The organism is Uniformispora flossi (assembly GCF_049534875.1).
In the GTDB taxonomy this organism is placed as follows: domain Bacteria; phylum Actinomycetota; class Actinomycetes; order Streptomycetales; family Streptomycetaceae; genus Yinghuangia; species Yinghuangia aomiensis.
This window is the reverse complement of the sequence record NZ_JBMULZ010000001.1, coordinates 378,194-395,276: the sequence shown is the minus strand read 5'-3', so window position 1 is coordinate 395,276 and position 17,083 is coordinate 378,194. Positions and strand designations below refer to the sequence as shown.

Here is a 17,083-nt window from a genome sequence, read left to right as displayed (position 1 = left end):
GACGGAGGCGATCGACATGGGTGACGTGCTGTCCGGAACACGGGTGCTCGACCTTGCGCACGGAGTCGCCGGCCCGATGGCCGCGATGCTCATGGCCGACCACGGCGCCGACGTCATCCGCATCGACGCGCCCGACGGCGGCCCGCTGCCCGACCTGCCCGGCCGCCGGGTATGGAACCGCGGCAAACGCGGCGCCGTCCTCGACCTCACGTCCGCGGAAGGCCGCGCCGCCCTCGACGCCCTGGTCCGCGACGCCGACGTGCTCATCGAGTCCTTCAGCCCCGCCACCCGCGCCCGCCTCGGCCTCGCCCACCCCCGCCTCGCCGCACTCAACCCGCGCCTCGTGCACTGCTCCATCACCGCCTACGGCGACGGCACCCGGGACGCCGAACGCCCCGGCTACGACGCCCTCGTCGCCGCCCGCATGGGCCTGCACTGGGAGAAGCGCGGCTGGCCCGGCGGCGGCATCAACCGCCAAGCCGGCCTGCCCGACCCATTCGCCGGCATCGACGTCCCCAAGGGCGCCGTCGAAGGACCCGAACGCGACGGCCCGCTCTTCGCCGGCGTCCCGCTGCCCAGCATCGGCGCGTTCCACCTGGCCTCGGTCGGCATCAACGCCGCCCTGCACGCCCGCCTGCGCACCGGCCGCGGCCAACACGTGTCGACCTCGCTGGCCCAAGGCGTCCTCGCCGCGGTCATCGGCGGCTGGCAGCGCATGGAGCACACCGCCCGGCCGTACCTCCAGACCTGGATCCCCGACCGGCGCGCCCCCATGGGCATCTTCCGGTGCGCGGACGGACGGTGGGTGCACAACTGGGTGCCCAACCCGTCGTGGATCCTCACCATGGGCGGACTCGACTCACTCGACGACGCCCCCGACGAGATCGTCGTCGGCCGCGGCCACCGCCGCGACCCCGACCGGCTCGGCACCGAGCCGGAGAACCTGGTGATCCTGCACCACTACTTCCCGCTCATGGCCGAGGCGTTCGCGAAGTTCCCGGCCGCGGAGTGGGAACGCGCGGGAGCCCGCAAAGGCACCCCGATCCAGATCGTCCGCCCGCCGCGCGACGCGCTCTCCGACCCGTGGTGGATCGCCGACGGATGCGTCGCCGCCTTCGACGACCCCGACGAAGGCGTCATCCGCGCCGTCGGGCGGACGTACAGCGTCGAACGCGCGAGCAGCGCCCTGCGGGCCGGCGCCCCGCGCATCGGAACCCCCGGTGCCGACATCGCCTTCCGCGGGGCATGGCCGACAGCCGAACCCCGGGAACGGAGCGACGGCGACGCGCCGGAGGCGCCGCTCGCCGGAGTGCGCGTCCTCGACCTGGGCCTGGCGATCGCCGGCCCGTACGGCTGCCAAGTCCTCGCCGACATGGGCGCCGACGTCGTCAAGATCAACGCCCTGCACGACGGCTACTGGCAGTGCAACCACATCGCCATGGTCGCCAACCGCAACAAGAAGTCCCTCGCGATCAACCTCAAGGACCCGCGCGGCATGGCCGTCCTGCGCCGCCTGGTCGCCGCCGCCGACGTCGTCCAGCACAACATGCGCTACGACGCGGCCCTCCGCCTCGGCGTCGACGAAGACAGCCTGCGCGCCGTGAAACCCGACCTCGTCTACTGCCACACCCGCGGCTTCGAAAGCACCGGGCCGCGCGTCGGCCTGGCCGGCAACGACCAGACCGGCGCCTGCCTGGCCGGCGTCGAATGGGAAGACGGCGGCATGGACGACGGCGGCCGCCCCATCTGGTCCCGCGCCAACTTCGGCGACACCGGCAACGGCTTCCTGTCCGCGATCGGCATCATCCAGGCCCTCACCCGCCGCGCCCGCACCGGGCAGGGCGCCCGCGTCGACACGTCCATCGTGTACGCCCAACTCCTCGCCGCCGCCGCGGCCGGCGCGTACGTCCGCGCCGACGGCAGCGAACCCGACCGGCCCCGGATGGACGCCGAACACCACGGACTGGGGCCGTTCTACCGGCTCTACCGCTGCGCCGACGACCGGTGGCTGTGCCTCGCCGCGGTGACACCCGCGCAGCGCGCCGCACTGACCGCGGCGCTCGCCGAACCACCGTCCGGAGTAGCGCCATTGACCGCCACCGACGAACTCGCGGCCCGCCTGGAAGGCGTGTTCGGCCAAGCCGACGCGGAGACCTGGGCCGCGCACCTCGACCACGCCGGCGTGCCCGCGGAGATCAGCTCGGAGACGTTCTCCCTCGGCGTCTTCGACGACCCCGAAATGATCGAACGCCGTTGGGTCGCCTCCTTCGACCACCCCTACGTCGGCCGCCTCGACACCGCGGGACTCGGCGTCGACCTGTCCGACACCCCCGGCGTCCTGTGGGGGCCGACCCCGGTCGTCGGAGAGCACTCGCGCGAAGTCCTGACCTCCTACGGATTCGACGACGACGAAATCGACGAGCTGATCGCGGCCGGCGTCGTCCGCGCCTGGCAGCCCGGGGAGCCGGTCCTGCCCGGCACGTGAACCGCCCTTCCTCACCGGGGAGATCCCCTCTTCGGACCTTTCTCTTCGGATCTCTCTCTTCGGAACTTTCTCTTCGGATCTTTCTCGTCGGATCTTTCTCTTCGGAGGTGACGAACGTGGCGCTGGTCCAGCCCCCGCATGCCACGCCCGACGACGCGTTCTTCTGGAACGCCGTCGCCGAAGGCCGCCTGGCCCTACGCCGCTGCGCGGCATGCGGCCGCGTCCAGCAGCCGCCGACCCCGCTGTGCCCGGCCTGCGGCGCCGACGACCACGAGACCTTCGCACCGGAACCGCACGGACGCCTGCTCAGCTGGGTCGTGCCCCGCCACCCGGCGGCCGCCCTGCCCGAGCAGAGCATCGTCGCCCTGGTGGAACTCACCTGCGGAGCACGGCTGGTCACCAACCTCCGGGACATCGATCCGGCGGCGCTGCGGATGGACCTGCCGGTCGAGATGTTCGTCGACACCCTCGACGGCGTCGCGCTCCCGCAGGCCCGCCCCGCCGCGGGAGTACCCGCATGAGCCGCCCCCCGTACGCCGACCGCGCCGCGATCGCCGGCATCGGCCACACCGAGTACTCCAAGAACTCCGGCCGCAGCGAACTCCGCCTCGCCTGCGAAGCCTCCCGCGCCGCGATCGCCGACGCCGGACTCACCCCCGCCGACATCGACGGCACGGTGACCTTCACCCTCGACACCAACGCCGAGAACGCGCTGATGAACACCCTCGGCATCCGCGAAGTCGCGTGGATGTCCCGGACACCGAACGGCGGCGCCGGCGCCGCCGCGACCGTCCAGCACGCCGCCGCCGCCGTCCACGCCGGACTGTGCCGCAACGTCCTCGTCTACCGGGCCTTCAACGAACGCTCCGGCAACCGGTTCGGCGTCCAGGACGGCCCGCCGCGCGCACCCGACGAGAACTGGCACGCCCCCTACGGCCTGCGCACCCCCGCCGGGCTCTACGCCCTTTGGTACCACCGCTGGATGCTCGAACGCGGCATGACCAACGCCGACCTCGGCCACTACACCGTGGCCGCCCGCGCCTACGCCGCCACCAACCCGCACGCCTGGTTCCACGGCCGCCCGATCACCCACGACGACCACCAGAACTCCCGGTGGATCGTCGAACCCGTGCTGCGCCTCCTCGACTGCTGCCAGGAATCCGACGGCGGCGTCGCCCTCGTCGTCACGAGCACCGAACGCGCCCGCGACCTGCGCGACGGCCCCGTCGCCCGCATCGCCGCCGCCGCCCAGGCCGACGTCTTCGGCGGCGTGACGACGACGAACTACTACCACGACGACCTGGCCTCGTTCCCCGAAGCCGAGGCCGTCGGCCGGAAACTGTGGGCCGCCTCCGGCCTCGGCCCGTCCGACATGCAAGCCGCCATGCTGTACGAGAACTTCAGCCCCGTCGTCTTCATGCTCCTGGAAGCCCTCGGCTTCTGCGGGCGCGGCGAATCCGCCGGATTCGTCCGCGACGGCAACCTCGGGCCGGGCGGCAAGCTGCCCGTCAACACGCACGGCGGCCTGCTCGGCGAGGGCTACATCCACGGCATGAACAGCATCGTCGAAGCGGTCCGCCAAATCCGCGGCACCGCCGCCAACCCCGTCCCGAACGTCGAACACGTCCTGGTCGCGGCCGGCCCCAGCGGACTGATCCTGGGAGCCGAACGGTGACGCCGACGTGGCCTTCCCCGAGGAGAACCCGATGACCACGGCGCCCGAACGCCTGATCTCCGCCGACTCGCACGTCCGCCCCACCCAGCCGCAGATCAAAGCGCACATGCCCGCCGCCATCCACGACGAATACGACCAGGCCCTCGGCACCCTCGCCGCGAACATGCGCCGCTCGATGGGCGCCGGACAGGCCAACACCCAGTCGCTGGAGAACCGCTCGTACCCGTCGGCCAACCGCCCCGGCTACGCCGACCCGCACGCCCGGCTCGCCGACATGGACACCGACGGCGTCGACGTCGAGGTGCTCTACTGCGAGGTGTCCGGCTTCCGCTACCTGTACCTCATGCGGGACGGCTGGCGCGCCGCGTCCCGCGCCTTCAACGACGCCCTGGCCGAGTTCGCGGCGGCGGACCCGCGGCGCCTGGTGCTGTCGTACCAGATCCCCATCCACGACATCGACCACGCCGTGGCCGAAGTGCGCCGGGTGGCCGCGGCGGGCGCCAAGTCCCTCCAACTCCCGGTCAACCCCTCCGAACTGGGCCTCCCCGACTACTACGACGACCGCTACGTGCCCCTCTGGACCGCGATCAGCGACCTCGGCCTGCCGGTCTGCCTGCACATCGGCCTCAACACCGTCCTCGACGACCTCGCCCGCCGCGACCCCACCCGCGGCAAGGGCATCATGGTGCCGGTCACCGCCCTGATGACCGCGGAAGCCTTCGGCATGTTCGTCTGCACCGGGGTCCTGGAACGCTTCCCCGACCTCAAACTCGTCTTCGTCGAACCCGGCCTCGGCTGGGTGCCCTGGTGGCTCAACACCGTCGACGACCAAGTCACCCGACAGGACTACGACTTCGGCCTCAAGGAACTGCCCAGCCACTACTTCCGGCGGCAGATCCACGTCACCTTCATCGAAGAACCGCACGCCCTCGGCAAGCTGCGGCACGACATCGGCGTCGAGAACATCCTGTGGTCCACCGACTACCCGCACCCGGTGTCGAGCTGGCCGCGCTCCCGGGAACTCGTCGACGAGCAGTTCGCCGGCATCCCCGCCGACGAACGCACGCTCATCCTGTCCGGCAACGCCCTGCGAGTATGGGACTTGTGACGACCCGCCCCACCTCCGGCCCACCGGACGACACCACCCGCGGCAAGGTGATCCAGGCGACCCTGGAATGCATCCTCGACAAGGGCTTCTACCGCGCCAGCTCCAACGAAATCGCCCGCCGCGCCGGCGTCTCCTGGGGCGTCATCCAACACCACTTCGGCACCCGCGAGGCCCTCATGGTCGCGGCCCACCGCGCCGGTGCGGCCCACCTCGAACACCTCGTCGAGGAAGCCGACGTCAGCGGCCCCACCCCGGCCGAACGCCTCACCCGCTACTGGGACCTCCTCAACTCCTACTACGGCCGCCCCGAGTACCTGGCCTCCCTCCAGATCTCCCTCAACCTCACCCGCGACCCCGCGGTCTCCGCCGAAGCCTCGGAAACCATCACCACCATCAACGAACGCACCCAGAAACGCTTCATCGACCTGGAGCACGAAGTCCTCGGCGGCGCCCCCACCACCCCCGGCTTCCTCTTCCACACCCTCCGCGGCCTCGCCCTCAGCCACGTGGTCCTGGAAGGCATCACCCCGACGGAACTCAAGGCCCAACGCCACCCGGAGAACCGTCCCACGCATGCCCGGGAGCTGATCGCGGCGCTGGCGAAGCAACTGGAGTGAGGGGCCGGGGGCCGGTGCCTCCGGGGTGAGGCCCGATCCACCGGGACACGTCTCGGGCGCCGGCCGGAACCCCGACCGACGCCCGAGACGCCCGTTGTTCGACCCCGTCGGCTACGCAGCCGCCGCGAACACCGGCAGGTAGCCCTGCGCCTGTCCCGTGGCCGTCGGGTGGTACGACTCGTCCACCGGCAGTGTCGTGCTGTGCAGCCATGCGGAACCCGAGCAGACCTCGTGCCCGGTGAACGGCGGACGCACGTCGCCGAACGTGAAGCCGGCGTCCGCGGTGCGCTTGGCGATCACCGTGTCCAGCTCGTCCGCGGCCCCGTTGAGCGCCCGGCGCTTCGTGTCGCCGATGCCGAACCAGCAGGACCCGCCGATCTTGTACAGGCGCGAGTAGCCCATCACCACCACGTGCGCGCCGGGCGCCCGCGACTTGATCGCCGCGTACACCTGGTCGAGCAGCCCCGGCAGCTGGTTGTCGGCGAACGCCCGCGCGTTGGCGACCGCGTTCAGGCACGAGTTCTCCGACTGCAGGACACACGTCGTCATCACGTCGGCGAACCCGGCGTCGTTGCCGCCGATCGAGATGCTGACCAGCGTCGTGGACGAATTCACCGCACTGATCTGCCCGTTCAGCACATCACCGGTCTTCGCCCCGGAACACGCCACAAACGCAAACGACGACGGCGCATGCGCCGCCGCCCACAAGGCCGGGTAGGCCTTCGTGCTGCGTTTGCAGTTCCCGCTGGCCCCGTCGTAACTCCCGGCGCCCACACCGGCCGAGTACGAGTCCCCCAAGGCGACATAGCGCCCCGTCTGCGCCTGTGCAGACGGGGCGAGCAACCCGAGCCCGAGTACCGCGAGAAGGAAAGCAAGAACGGCGGACATTCCCGCCGGCAGTGCACGTAACGAACATGCTTGGCGCATGGACACCTCCGCTGTCGGGAAAGCGCGTCCCATATGTAACAGCGAACGAAGATCGTTGGAAGTTGTCACGCAATCTTCCCGTCGACGCTGACCCGAACGGGTCAACCGTCAGCGGGAGAAGGTCTTGTCCAGCTGGCGGCCGGCGTCCTGCCGGAACCCGCGTCCGGCCGCGGAGGGGGCGAGCGGGGGAGCGCAGGCTTCCGCCCCGGGGGCGAACGCGGGGGTCTTCATCTGGTCGTGGGGCTGGGCCGCAGGGTGGTGGAGAGGAAGGCTCGGGTGCGGCGGCCGGTCTGCTGCGCGATGGCGGTGCCGTCGTTGGCCTGTTCGGTGTGGCCGCCGCCCATGATCCACAGGCGCAGGTCGCGCCCCGCACACCGGGCCTTGTCGACGAACGCCTCGATGTGGTCCAGGGGAGACCGGATGTCGTCCCGGCCGCCGATCACCAGCGCGGGGACCCGCAGCTTGTCGGCGTTGGGCAGCGGCAAGGTCCCGGACAGGTCGCGCCCCCGGAAGTAGGTCTGCGCGATCGAGCGCTTCACCGACGGCCAGATGCCTTCGTCGTGCACCAGTCCGGTCGGTAGTCCTCACCCCGCGCCGGAATCGTCCTTGCGCGCCACCCCCGCGTACATCCACACCCGATCCGACCCGCCCCGCGGGGTCCGCGCCGGCCGCCAGTACGGCGTCGGCACGACACCCGGCGACACCGGCGTCAGCCCGTCGAACAGCGCCCGGATCGCCGGGCGCGACCGCAGGGTCATCGGCGTCGGAAGGTGCGCGTAGGCAGCGGCGGCGCTGCGGGCCGAGGCCGGGTTGATCTCGTCGGTGGCGTGGGACAGGACGAGGAGGCTGCCCGGGGCGAGTCCGGCCATCAGCGTGCCGATCGCCCCTCGGGGGTCGTCGCCGTCGGCGAGGTAGTGCACGACGGCGGTGAGGATCAACGCGACCGGCCGATCCAGGTCGAGGACGTCGCGCAGGCCCGGATCCCGCAGCAGCTCCTCCGGGTTCCGCAGGTCCGCGGCCACCACGCCCGTGGCCGCCCCCGGGCGGGCCAGCAGTGCGCGGGCGTGCGCGAGGACCATCGGGTCGTTGTCGGCGTACACGACCCGGGTGTCCGCGCGGGAGTAGTCGTACGGGTCGCCCGCCGTCGGCAGCCCCGTCCCGACGTCCAGGAACTGGTGCACGCCGGACGCCGCCGCGAACGCCACCGCCCGCCGCAGGAAGGCCCGGTTGGCGCGGGCCATCGCGCGGAGTTCCGGGGCCGCCGCCAAAGCGTTCTCGGCGGCTTCGCGGTCGGCGGCGAAGTTGTCCTTGCCGCCGAGGTAGTAGTCGTACATCCGCGCCGGATGCGCGGTGTCGGTGCGCAGTTGGGCGCGCGGCGCGATCGCCCGCGGCGCACACGCCAGGTGCGGGGCGCCCGGGGCGCGGTTGGCGCGGGGGGCTTCCGGGGCCCGGTACACGACGCGTGCGCGGGCGCCGTGCTCGTCCGACGGCATCGGCGTCACAGGCTCTCCGCTCGGGTCACGCCGGACCCCGGCCGGGGAAGGCACACGCCCGCCCCCGCCGGAATCCCGCTCGTTCCGCAGCCTCGCCGCCGCGGCGAGGGAGACCACCGCGGCGGGGCGAAGGCTGACAAGGGGTTCAGCGGTGCAGGAACTCCGCCACCACACCGTTGAAACGCTCGGCTTCCTCGACGAACGGCACATGGCCGCTCTCCGCGAACCGCTCGACCTCCGCGTCCGGCAGCGCCTCGGCCAGCCACCCGGCCAGGTCGCCCGGGAACACCTTGCTCTGCTCGCCGTACACCAGCAGCGTCGGCACGGTGACACACGGCAGGACGGGGCGGAAATCGGCGTACGCCATGTCGAACCACACGTCCAGTGCCGCCTCGGTCGGCGTCTGGGTGGTCTCCGCATACGCCCCGTCCATCGCATCCGACGGCGGGGTCTTCGCGAAGCACGCCTCGATGAACGGCTTGATCGCCAGCGGCCGCGCATGCCGCACGGTCTGCGTGAACTCCGCCAGGTCCAGGCGCGAGTAGCCGCCGAGCAGCGGGAACCGCCAGTCCGGCCCGTCCAGGAACCGGGGCGACTGGTCGACGAACACGGCACTGCGTACGTTGTGGCATCCGAACTGTTCGACGTACGACAGGATCACCGCGGTTCCCATCGACCAACCGACCAGCGTGGCGTCGGTCAGCCCGAGCCGGTCGAGGAGTTCGCGGGCATCCCGGGCGTACTGCGCGAGCGTGTGCCCGTCCGGTGTCTTGCCCGACCGGCCGTGCCCGCGGAAGTCCGGGGCTATCACCCGGTTCCCGGCCGCCAGCGCGGGGATGTTGCCCGCCCAGAACGAGCTGTTCATCGTCCACCCGTGCAGCAGGACGACCGGTCGGCCCGTGCCGTGGTCCTCGTAGTACAGCGGCAGCGAGTCCGACAACTCGACGTAGGGCATGTGCGGTTCCTCCTGGCTGGGTCGTTTCGCGCCGGCGCGGCGCACGCACGGTGTAGCCGTCCGGAAAGTCTGCGTGAACCGGCAGCCCGGCACCCCGTTCGCGCGGGGGGTTGCATCAGGGTTGTGAGACCGCCGCCGCCCGCCTGTAGCGTGGGCGGCATGTCGGATCGACAGCGCGCGGGGGCGCGGGACCGGGCATCACGCGGCGGCACGTCTTCGGACGTCCGTACGCCGATCCGGGCATCCTGGGCCCGCGCGAGACGATCCGGCCTCGCCCCGGACGCCTACCTGCCGCCCGTGCCGCTCGTCGACGACGACCTCGAACACCGCCGCCAGGCCAGCCCGCTCGCGCACGTCTGGCCGCTGCTGCGCCGTTCGCTCGCCAACGCGACCAGCGGACCCAGCCAACTGCTGTTCCTGAGCGACGCCGAAGGCCACCTGCTGTGGGTGGAAGGCGAACACGCCACGCTGCGCGTCGCCGAACGCGCCCACCTGCTGCCCGGCGCCCTGTGGAGCGAAGACGCCGCGGGCACCAGCGGCGTGGGGACGACCCTCGCCACCGGACGCCCGTTCCAGGTCTTCGGCAGCGAGCACTTCCTGTCCGCCGCCACCGCGTTCACCTGCACCGGGACGCCCATCCACGACCCCGGCGACGGCCGCCTCCTCGGCGTCCTCGACTTCACCTGCGCGGCCCGCGACTGGCAGCCGCTCGCCGTCGCCCTACTGGACACCGCCCGGCGGCTCGCGGTCTCCGAACTCGGCGCGTCCCGGCTCCGCGAGGAAGCCCGCGTCCGCACCCGCTACGTCGACCGCCTCGCCAAACGCCTCGGCACCCGCAGCGCGATCGTCGCCCCGGACGGCCGCGTCGTGCACGCCGACCCGCCCGGCTGGCTCCCCTCCCGGCTGCCCGGCAAACCCGCGGAAGGCCCGGTCCTGCTGCCGGGCGGACAGGCGATCCTCGTCGAACGCCTGTCCGCGGGGGGCCTGTTCCTGGTCACCGCGGGGAGCGACCTGGACGGATTCGCCGTCGACCCGGTCCTGCGCTTCCGCGGCCTCGGCCGGGCGAGGGCCATCGTCGAGGTGGCCGGTGCCACGCACGAACTCGGCCGCCGGCACAGCGAGATCGTCGCGCTGCTGCTCGCCGACCGCGGCGGCATGAACGCCAAGGCCCTGGCCGCCGAGGTCTACGGCCCGCAGGGCCGGCCGATCACCGTCCGCGCGGAACTGGCCCGGCTCCGCGCGGTCCTCGGCCACCGGCTGGCGTCGGAACCGTACCGGCTCACCGAGGACTGCGAGGCCGACTTCCTCGACCTGGACCGGGACCTCTCCACCTGTCCCGCGGACGTGCTGCTCGACCGCTACCCGGGCCCGCTGCTGCCGGGCTCGACGGCGCCGGGCGTGGTGGCCCTGCGCGCGAGGTTGGCGGAACGCCTGCGGCGCCGGGTGGAGGGGAGCGGCGACGCGGACACGGTGATCCGGTGGGAGGGGTCGCCGCACGGGCGGGGGCGTTCGGGGGAATGAGTTTCCGGGCCGGGTTCAGTAGCGGGCGATCACGTCGTCGGCGAAGCGGCGTACGGCGTCGAGGCGGTGCTGCGGGGCGGTCGGGTCGTCCGCGGGGTAGACCCACCACGGCGAGGCCTGGCATTCGGTGACGCCGGCTTCCTCGAGACGCCGGTAGCCGTCGAGGTCGGCGATGTCGACCGGCATGACCTTGATCTCGAACGGCAGGTGGTCGCGCCCGTACTCGGCCCGCAGTTCGCGCAGTCGGGCCGTGGCGGCGACGATCTGGTCGGAGGTCGTGTTGACCGAGATCCAGCCGTCGCCGAGGCGGGCGGCCCGGCGCAGCGCGGGCTCGCTGTGGCCGCCGACGTACACCGGCAGCGGGTTCTGCGGTGCGGGGCTGATCATGACGCGGCCGAAGTCGTAGTGCTTGCCGTGGTACTCGACCCACTGCGGGCCGCCGCCCGCGCAGACCGCCTTGACGATCTCGATCGCCTCGTCGGTGCGGGCGCCGCGCGTCCGCATCTCGGTGCCGGTGTACGCGAACTCCTCGGGCATCCACGACAGCCCGACGCCGAGCCCGAACCGCTCCCCGGACATGACCGCCATGGACGAAACCTGCTTGGCCGTCAGCAGCGGGTCGCGGAGGGGGAGCTTGAGGACGTTCGTGTAGAAGCGGATCGTGCGGGTGACCGCGGCCATCGCGGGGATCGCGGTGAACGGGTCGACGTAGACGGTGTCCGGGGCCCAGAACCGCTCGCCGTCGTCGGTGTACGGGTACTTCGCGGACACCGACTCGGGATAGAACACCGAATCGGGCATCGCGACGGACGCGTAACCGTGCTCCTCGGCCGCTTGCGCCAGTCCGAGGAGCTGGTCGGCTTCGACGAGGGCGGCGGCGAGAGTCCACTTCATGGGCGTGTCCTTGCGGGTCGGGCTCGGCGGTCTGATTCTGCGGTAAGGCTTTGGAACTTTGCGGTTTCGTGCGCGTGGGGCAATCCGGTTCGGCTTGGTCAGGCGTCGCGGAGGGCGAACATCACCGAGACCAGGACGGCGGGTTCGCCGTCGAGCGGGCGCCAGCGGTGGTGGGTGCCGCGCTGCACCATGACGTCGCCGGTACGGAGGGACCTCACCACCGGATCGGTGCTCTTCTCCGCGGCGAGGTCGAGCGCGAGGCTGCCGGACAGCACGATGCCGACGTCGATCGTGGCCGTGGTGTGCCAGCCGGCTTCGCCCGGATCGTGCCCGGCGGCGAACTCCACGCGCCGCATGGCGACTCCGTCGCGGATGGGGGACAACTGCCAGTGCCCGTCGGCGTCGCGGAGGTCGGTTCCGCCTTGGGCCACGTCGGCGAGGGGGCCGCCGGTCTGCCACAGGTCGTACATGGCGATCTCACGGGGCGGGAATGCGGGCGCGGGCGGGCCGAAGGAGGCGGCGTAGGAGCGTCCTTCGGGGTCGGTGGCGGTGATGAGGAGGCGGGGGGTGGCGGTGCCGGGATCGCCGGTGTTGTCGGTGTCGGTGTCGGCGTCTTGCGGTGCCGGTGTCGCCGATGCGGTGGTGGGTGCGCCCGCCGGTGGCGCATCCGGTTCGGGAGAGAGCAGCACCGACAGGAACGTGCAGGGGCTTTCCCCCAGGACCCGCCACCGGTGCCGGGTACCGCGCTGGATGACGGCGTCGCCGGGCCGCAGCGCGTATTCGCCCGCGTCGAGCCCGAGCAGGATCTCCCCGTCGACGACGATCATGAGGTCGAGGGTCTCGCTCCGGTGCATGCCGGGCATCGCCGGATCGTCGCCGGGCACGCGCAGCCACGTGTCGTCCCCGGGAGTCCCGGCCGGGATTCCCGGGAACCGGATCAGCCGGCACACCGCCGCACCGGCCTGGGGGAACGCCCCGCGCATCCCGGCCGGCGGGTCGCCGCCGTCCTGCGCGGCGTCGCGCGGGGGCGCTTCGAACCACAGCAGCTCGGACAACCCGTGCCCGGACCGCGAGGCGACGGTGACCGCGGGGATGCCGTCCTCGGCGACTCCGTGCTCGGTCCCGGTGACCACCCGACGCACCCGGAACGCCCCACCGGTTTCTGCCGCGCCGCTCCCGGCTCCGCTGTCGTCGACCACACGCGCTCCCTCACCTGATCTGACGGTACGTCAGGATTAGCAGGGGTGGGTGCAGGCGGCAAGGGGGTGCCGGGGCTCGGTCGCCCTTCAGCTCGGAGAGTTTGCAGGTGGGCACGTGGAGCCAGCCCTCGACCCGCGCGTGTCTCCGGTCGTCGGCCGTCCTCGACGGCCTCGTGAAGCCCAGTACGACGGCCCGCGCCGCGATGGCGGTGATCAGGGCGTCGTAGGACGTCGGAGAGGGCTCGTCGCCCTCGCCGACTCCCGTTCTTCGACGAACGCGATCGGCCAGCCGAACGGGCAATCGATCCCGATCCTGTCCGCCGGCCGGCTGCGGCCGACTCGCAGGTCATGTCGTCGGCCGCCGCCTGCCACGACCGCGCCCGAGCGCTGTCACGCGATCTCGCATCCCGCAGCGCCCGCCGGTTCGGCAGCCCATTCGATCCCGATCGTGCGCATCCCTCTCTCGCCCATTCGGTCGGTCTGATTCGCCTCTTGGTGGGAACACCGCCGTCCCCGGGGGAGTTTTTCCCGTGAGGCTGCGAGCGTGCGGTCTTGGCGACGTGGCGGTGGTCTTTCCGAGGAGGGTTCGTATGGCGGAGTCGGCAGGGGCGGGCGGTCGGCAGACCGCGGCGCTGGTCGGGGCGGCCGCGGTGGCCGGGGTGGCGGCGGCCGTGGGGTGGGTGGCGCGGGATCTGCCGGCCGAGTTCGGCGGGCGGGCGGAAGGGAAGCGGCTGGGACGGATGCTGCGGTCGCCGCAGTTCCACGACGGGGCGTTCCGGAACCCCGTGCCGGCGAGCCTGGTCGAGGCTTCGGACGCGCCGGGCATGGTCCTGCAGATGCTGCGCGACCAGGAGACCCGCCGCCCGGCCGCGCCGGTGCCGTTGGTGGCGGAGCCGGTGGTGCCGGCGTCGCCCGACGGGGTGAGTGCGGTCTGGTACGGCCACGCGACCACGCTCGTCGAGATCGAAGGGTGCCGGGTGCTGTTCGACCCGGTGTGGAGCGAACGGGTCTCGCCGTCGCAGCTGGTCGGTCCGCGGCGGCTGCATCCGGTGCCGGTGCCGCTGTCCGGTCTGCCGCAGGTCGACGCCGTCGCCATCTCGCATGATCACTACGACCACCTCGACCGCGCCACCGTCCTTGCTCTCACCGCCGAGCAGACCGCGCCCTTCCTGGTTCCTCTGGGGATCGGTGCGCACCTGGAGCGCTGGGGAGTTCCGGACGACCGGATCATCGAACTCGACTGGGAAGAGCGCGCCACGGTCGGCGACCTCACGTTCACCGCGACAGCTGCCCGTCATTTCTCCGGCCGTACGCTGCACCGTCGCAACGACACCCTGTGGGGCTCGTGGGTCGTCGCCGGGCCCAGCCGCAAGGTCTTCTACGCCGGTGACTCCGGCTACTTCGACGGGTACGCGCGGATCGGTGCCGAGCACGGTCCCTTCGACCTCACGCTGATGCCCATCGGCGCTTACAGCCCGAGTTGGCCCGACATCCACATGAATCCGGAAGAGGCCGTTACCGCGCATCTCGATCTCGGGGGCGGGCTCCTGCTGCCGGTGCACTGGGCGACGTTCAACCTGGCGTTCCACCGCTGGTCGGAACCGGTCGAGCGGCTGTTGACCGCGGCAAAGACGAACGAGGTGCGGCTGGCTCTGCCGCGGCCGGGGGACCGGGTGGACACGACCGGGGTGAAGACAGACGACCGGTGGTGGGAGCTGGGCGGGTGAGGTCGGCCGCCGCCTAGTCGTGGCCGGTCGGCTTCCCCACCTTGGCTCGGATCAGGAACGGGTGTGAGGGGTCAGGCCTGTGGGGTGTTGTCGGCGCCGGGGTTGCCGTCGGTGCGGGCTTCGAGCCAGTCGGGCCAGGGGACCGGGGGGTTGGGGAGGGGGGTGATGTCGCGTTCGGCGAGGAGGGCCTGGAAGCCTTCGCGGTCGGCGGGGAAGGCGCGGGGGTCGCCGGCCATGATCTCGTAGAGGGTGGCGCCTTCCGGGCCGGCGATCAGGGGGCCGAAGACGGCGCCCTGTTCGAGGGTGATGTGGGTGCCGGCGGGGCAGGGGCGGTCGCCGATGAGGACTTCGCCGGCGATGACGAAGACGTAGTGCTCGGACATGTGGCCGTGGCGTTCGACGATGACGCCGGCGTCGTAACGCGCGTAGATGACCATGCGCTCCGGGGTCCACTCGAGGAACTTCTCCCAGACCGAGGTGCGGCGGCCGCTGTGCGACTGGGCCTTGACCTCGTGCCACGGGGTCTCGGAGATGTGCGTGATGCGGAGTTCGGGGTCGCGGTCGGGGCGGGCCGGGGTGTCGGTCATGGAGCGTCCTCGCGGGCGATGGGGGCTTGTCGGAATCGCTTTGCGGAAAGTAGCTTTTTGAAAAGCTACTTTCAAGACCCCCACCCCAGAGCCCCCAAGCTCCCCACGAGCCCCACCGGAGGATGCCGCCATGACCACCACCCCCGCGGACGCCGTGGCGAGCCCGACGCCGGCGCTCGACGACCTGCCGCTGATCATCTCCGTGGACGACCACGTGCTGGAGCCGCGCGACCTGTGGCAGAAGGAACTGCCCGCCGAGCTGCGCGAGCGCGGGCCGCGGGTGGTGCGGGAGAAGGTCAAGCTGGCGTTCTCCGGCGGCAACTACGGGTTCGAGCGCGGGGCCGAAGACGGCCAGTGGTGCGACGTGTGGGTGTACGAAGACCTCGCGTTTCCGACCGGCCGGCTGCACGCGCCCGCCGGTTTCCCCGAGGACGAGGTGCGCAACGTCCCGGCGATCTACGAGGACTTCCGCCCCGGCGTCTACGACCAGGCCGCACGGCTCGCCGACATGGACGTCAACCACGTCCAGGCCGCGGTGAACTTCCCCAACACCTTCCCGCGCTTCTGCGGCCAGGGCTTCGCGGAGCGTCAGGACAAGGACCTGGCCTACCTCAGTCTGCGCATCTACAACGACTGGATGATCGACGAGTGGAGCGCCGGCGCCGGGCGCGGCCGGCTGATCCCGCTCACCCTGGTGCCGTTGTGGGACCCGCGGCTCGCGGCCGAGGAGGTGCGGCGCTGCGCGGCGAAGGGCTCGTACGCCATCGCGTTCTCGGAGAACCCGTACCGGCTCGGCTTCGCGTCCATGCACTCCGGCGAGTGGGACGTGCTGTGGGAGGCCTGCCAGGAGACCGGCACGGCGGTCACCATGCACATCGGCTCGTCCTCGCACATGCCGAGCACATCGCCGGACGCGCCGCTCGCCGTCAGCATGGCGCTCAGCTCGCAGAACGCCCAGGGCTCGCTGATGGACTGGATCTTCTCCGGCACGCTCCAGCGCTTCCCCACGCTCACCATCGCGTACGCGGAAAGCCAGGTCGGCTGGATGCCGTACCTGCTGGAGCGCGCCGACCTGGTATGGCGGGACGGCGTCGGCGGCGTCGACCTGCCGAACCCGCCCAGCTCGTATGTCGACGGCCGGGTGTACGGCTGCGTCTTCGACGACCAGCACGGCCTGCTGTCCCGCGACTCGGTCGGCCTGGAGAGCATCCTCTTCGAGACCGACTACCCGCACTCGGACGGCACCTGGCCCAACTCGCGGGCCGTCGCGCACCGGCTGTGCTCGGCCGCCGGGATGAACGCGGACGAGGTGTATGCGATGCTGCGCGGCAACGCGATCCGCGCCTTCGGCCTCGAACGCTTCGGCATCGCGAAGTAGCTCAAACCCCCACTCGTGAGGTTCCCGTGTCGATGAGCGGTTTCGGTGCGTGGCCCGGCGTCCCCGACGAGGAAGCCGGGCTGCTGACCCGCATTGTGCGGCTCAACCTGCTGGTGACCCGGGTGCTGGAGCAGCTCGTCGAACCGCACGGGCTGTCCGTCCCGGACTACCTGGTCCTGGCCACCATCCGGCGCTCCGCGTACGGCCGGACATCCCCCGCGACGATCGCGGAGGTGCTCGGCCGCACCACCGGCGGCATGACCCTCACCCTCGACCGGCTGGCGGCGGCCGGCTGGGTCCGGCGTTTGCCGGAACCCAGCGACCGCCGCCGCGTCGGCATCGAACTCACGGACGAGGGACGCGAACTCGCCGAACGCGTCAACAACGCCCTGCACGACTGGGAGGCCCGGCTCCCGGTCGAGCCCGGCGCCCGCGACGACGTCCTCGGCTCGGTGGAGCAGATGATCGCCCTCGTCGAACGCTCGGAGCTGATCCGCGAGGCGTGGAACCGGTAGGG

17 protein-coding genes are annotated in these 17,083 nt (G+C 71.9%); 9 read left to right on the top strand and 8 right to left on the bottom strand.

Translation table 11 applies throughout. The annotated features are described in order from the left end of the window. Positions 1-16 precede the first annotated feature (16 nt). The 5 genes from ACPA54_RS01760 to ACPA54_RS01740 all read left to right on the top strand — a co-directional run bounded on the left by ACPA54_RS01760 (position 17) and on the right by ACPA54_RS01740 (position 5,885). Complete coding sequence (locus ACPA54_RS01760; protein ID WP_423526031.1) at positions 17-2,485, top strand: CoA transferase; 2,469 nt, start codon at positions 17-19, stop codon at positions 2,483-2,485. 116 nt (positions 2,486-2,601) lie between these two features. After that, the gene (locus tag ACPA54_RS01755) at positions 2,602-3,006 is read left to right on the top strand and encodes a Zn-ribbon domain-containing OB-fold protein (RefSeq protein WP_423526029.1); all 405 of its coding nucleotides are present in this window, start codon (positions 2,602-2,604) and stop codon (positions 3,004-3,006) included. Then, positions 3,003-4,160 carry a thiolase C-terminal domain-containing protein gene (locus tag ACPA54_RS01750; RefSeq protein WP_423526027.1) on the top strand — a complete coding sequence of 386 codons (1,158 nt, stop codon included), beginning with the start codon at positions 3,003-3,005 and terminating at the stop codon, positions 4,158-4,160. Before ACPA54_RS01755 ends, ACPA54_RS01750 begins: the two co-directional genes overlap by 4 nt. 31 nt (positions 4,161-4,191) lie before the next feature. Continuing rightward, a complete protein-coding gene (locus tag ACPA54_RS01745; RefSeq protein WP_423526025.1) occupies positions 4,192-5,268 on the top strand; it encodes an amidohydrolase family protein in 1,077 nt (358 codons plus the stop codon). Further along, positions 5,265-5,885, top strand: coding sequence for a TetR/AcrR family transcriptional regulator (locus ACPA54_RS01740; RefSeq protein WP_423526023.1), 621 nt, complete (start codon positions 5,265-5,267; stop codon positions 5,883-5,885). Before ACPA54_RS01745 ends, ACPA54_RS01740 begins: the two co-directional genes overlap by 4 nt. A 111-nt stretch (positions 5,886-5,996) precedes the next feature. On the opposite strand, the gene ACPA54_RS01735 is transcribed toward ACPA54_RS01740, so the two are convergent. The 5 genes from ACPA54_RS01735 to ACPA54_RS01715 all read right to left on the bottom strand — a co-directional run bounded on the left by ACPA54_RS01735 (position 5,997) and on the right by ACPA54_RS01715 (position 9,260). After that, positions 5,997-6,773, bottom strand: coding sequence for an SGNH/GDSL hydrolase family protein (locus ACPA54_RS01735; RefSeq protein ID WP_423526022.1), 777 nt, complete (start codon positions 6,771-6,773; stop codon positions 5,997-5,999). Positions 6,774-6,920: 147 nt separating this feature from the next. Beyond that, positions 6,921-7,043: a hypothetical protein gene (locus ACPA54_RS01730; RefSeq protein ID WP_423526020.1), complete on the bottom strand. Its 123-nt coding sequence runs from the start codon at positions 7,041-7,043 to the stop codon at positions 6,921-6,923. After that, positions 7,040-7,378, bottom strand: a complete 339-nt coding sequence (locus tag ACPA54_RS01725; RefSeq protein WP_423526018.1) for an alpha/beta hydrolase family protein — start codon at positions 7,376-7,378, stop codon at positions 7,040-7,042. The genes ACPA54_RS01730 and ACPA54_RS01725 overlap by 4 nt, the downstream gene beginning before the upstream one ends. An 18-nt stretch (positions 7,379-7,396) precedes the next feature. Further along, positions 7,397-8,305: an SAM-dependent methyltransferase gene (locus ACPA54_RS01720; protein ID WP_423526868.1), complete on the bottom strand. Its 909-nt coding sequence runs from the start codon at positions 8,303-8,305 to the stop codon at positions 7,397-7,399. 145 nt (positions 8,306-8,450) lie between these two features. Next, a complete protein-coding gene (locus ACPA54_RS01715) occupies positions 8,451-9,260 on the bottom strand; it encodes an alpha/beta fold hydrolase (protein WP_423526016.1) in 810 nt (269 codons plus the stop codon). A 159-nt stretch (positions 9,261-9,419) separates the two neighbouring features. Between ACPA54_RS01715 and ACPA54_RS01710 the strand changes: the two genes are divergently transcribed. Then, positions 9,420-10,781 carry a GAF domain-containing protein gene (locus ACPA54_RS01710; protein WP_423526015.1) on the top strand — a complete coding sequence of 454 codons (1,362 nt, stop codon included), beginning with the start codon at positions 9,420-9,422 and terminating at the stop codon, positions 10,779-10,781. A gap of 15 nt (positions 10,782-10,796) precedes the next feature. Here the strand turns inward: ACPA54_RS01710 and ACPA54_RS01705 are convergent, their stop codons facing one another. Together ACPA54_RS01705 and ACPA54_RS01700 are read right to left on the bottom strand one after the other, a co-directional pair. Then, positions 10,797-11,675: a TIGR03619 family F420-dependent LLM class oxidoreductase gene (locus ACPA54_RS01705; protein WP_423526013.1), complete on the bottom strand. Its 879-nt coding sequence runs from the start codon at positions 11,673-11,675 to the stop codon at positions 10,797-10,799. A 98-nt stretch (positions 11,676-11,773) separates the two neighbouring features. After that, a complete protein-coding gene (locus tag ACPA54_RS01700) occupies positions 11,774-12,874 on the bottom strand; it encodes a cupin domain-containing protein (RefSeq protein ID WP_423526011.1) in 1,101 nt (366 codons plus the stop codon). A 590-nt stretch (positions 12,875-13,464) separates the two neighbouring features. Between ACPA54_RS01700 and ACPA54_RS01695 the strand changes: the two genes are divergently transcribed. Further along, on the top strand, positions 13,465-14,601 hold the full coding sequence (locus ACPA54_RS01695; protein WP_423526010.1) for an MBL fold metallo-hydrolase: 1,137 nt from the start codon (positions 13,465-13,467) through the stop codon (positions 14,599-14,601). Positions 14,602-14,672: 71 nt separating this feature from the next. Here ACPA54_RS01695 and ACPA54_RS01690 read toward each other — a convergent pair whose 3' ends face one another. Beyond that, on the bottom strand, positions 14,673-15,188 hold the full coding sequence (locus ACPA54_RS01690; protein ID WP_423526008.1) for a hypothetical protein: 516 nt from the start codon (positions 15,186-15,188) through the stop codon (positions 14,673-14,675). Positions 15,189-15,318: 130 nt separating this feature from the next. Between ACPA54_RS01690 and ACPA54_RS01685 the strand changes: the two genes are divergently transcribed. Continuing rightward, positions 15,319-16,566: an amidohydrolase family protein gene (locus ACPA54_RS01685; protein ID WP_423526006.1), complete on the top strand. Its 1,248-nt coding sequence runs from the start codon at positions 15,319-15,321 to the stop codon at positions 16,564-16,566. Between the two features lie 32 nt (positions 16,567-16,598). Continuing rightward, on the top strand, positions 16,599-17,081 hold the full coding sequence (locus ACPA54_RS01680; RefSeq protein ID WP_423526004.1) for a MarR family winged helix-turn-helix transcriptional regulator: 483 nt from the start codon (positions 16,599-16,601) through the stop codon (positions 17,079-17,081). The last annotated feature ends 2 nt before the right edge of the window (positions 17,082-17,083 follow it).

Coding starts and splice junctions, on each gene's coding strand:
- ACPA54_RS01750 (WP_423526027.1), top strand. CDS start 3,003: ATGAGCCGCCCCCCGTACGCCGACCGCGCCGCGATCGCCGGCATCGGC.
- ACPA54_RS01715 (WP_423526016.1), bottom strand. CDS start 9,260: ATGCCCTACGTCGAGTTGTCGGACTCGCTGCCGCTGTACTACGAGGAC.
- ACPA54_RS01735 (WP_423526022.1), bottom strand. CDS start 6,773: ATGTCCGCCGTTCTTGCTTTCCTTCTCGCGGTACTCGGGCTCGGGTTG.
- ACPA54_RS01685 (WP_423526006.1), top strand. CDS start 15,319: ATGACCACCACCCCCGCGGACGCCGTGGCGAGCCCGACGCCGGCGCTC.
- ACPA54_RS01690 (WP_423526008.1), bottom strand. CDS start 15,188: ATGACCGACACCCCGGCCCGCCCCGACCGCGACCCCGAACTCCGCATC.
- ACPA54_RS01720 (WP_423526868.1), bottom strand. CDS start 8,305: ATGCCGTCGGACGAGCACGGCGCCCGCGCACGCGTCGTGTACCGGGCC.
- ACPA54_RS01695 (WP_423526010.1), top strand. CDS start 13,465: ATGGCGGAGTCGGCAGGGGCGGGCGGTCGGCAGACCGCGGCGCTGGTC.
- ACPA54_RS01730 (WP_423526020.1), bottom strand. CDS start 7,043: ATGAAGACCCCCGCGTTCGCCCCCGGGGCGGAAGCCTGCGCTCCCCCG.
- ACPA54_RS01705 (WP_423526013.1), bottom strand. CDS start 11,675: ATGAAGTGGACTCTCGCCGCCGCCCTCGTCGAAGCCGACCAGCTCCTC.
- ACPA54_RS01745 (WP_423526025.1), top strand. CDS start 4,192: ATGACCACGGCGCCCGAACGCCTGATCTCCGCCGACTCGCACGTCCGC.
- ACPA54_RS01680 (WP_423526004.1), top strand. CDS start 16,599: ATGAGCGGTTTCGGTGCGTGGCCCGGCGTCCCCGACGAGGAAGCCGGG.
- ACPA54_RS01710 (WP_423526015.1), top strand. CDS start 9,420: ATGTCGGATCGACAGCGCGCGGGGGCGCGGGACCGGGCATCACGCGGC.
- ACPA54_RS01760 (WP_423526031.1), top strand. CDS start 17: ATGGGTGACGTGCTGTCCGGAACACGGGTGCTCGACCTTGCGCACGGA.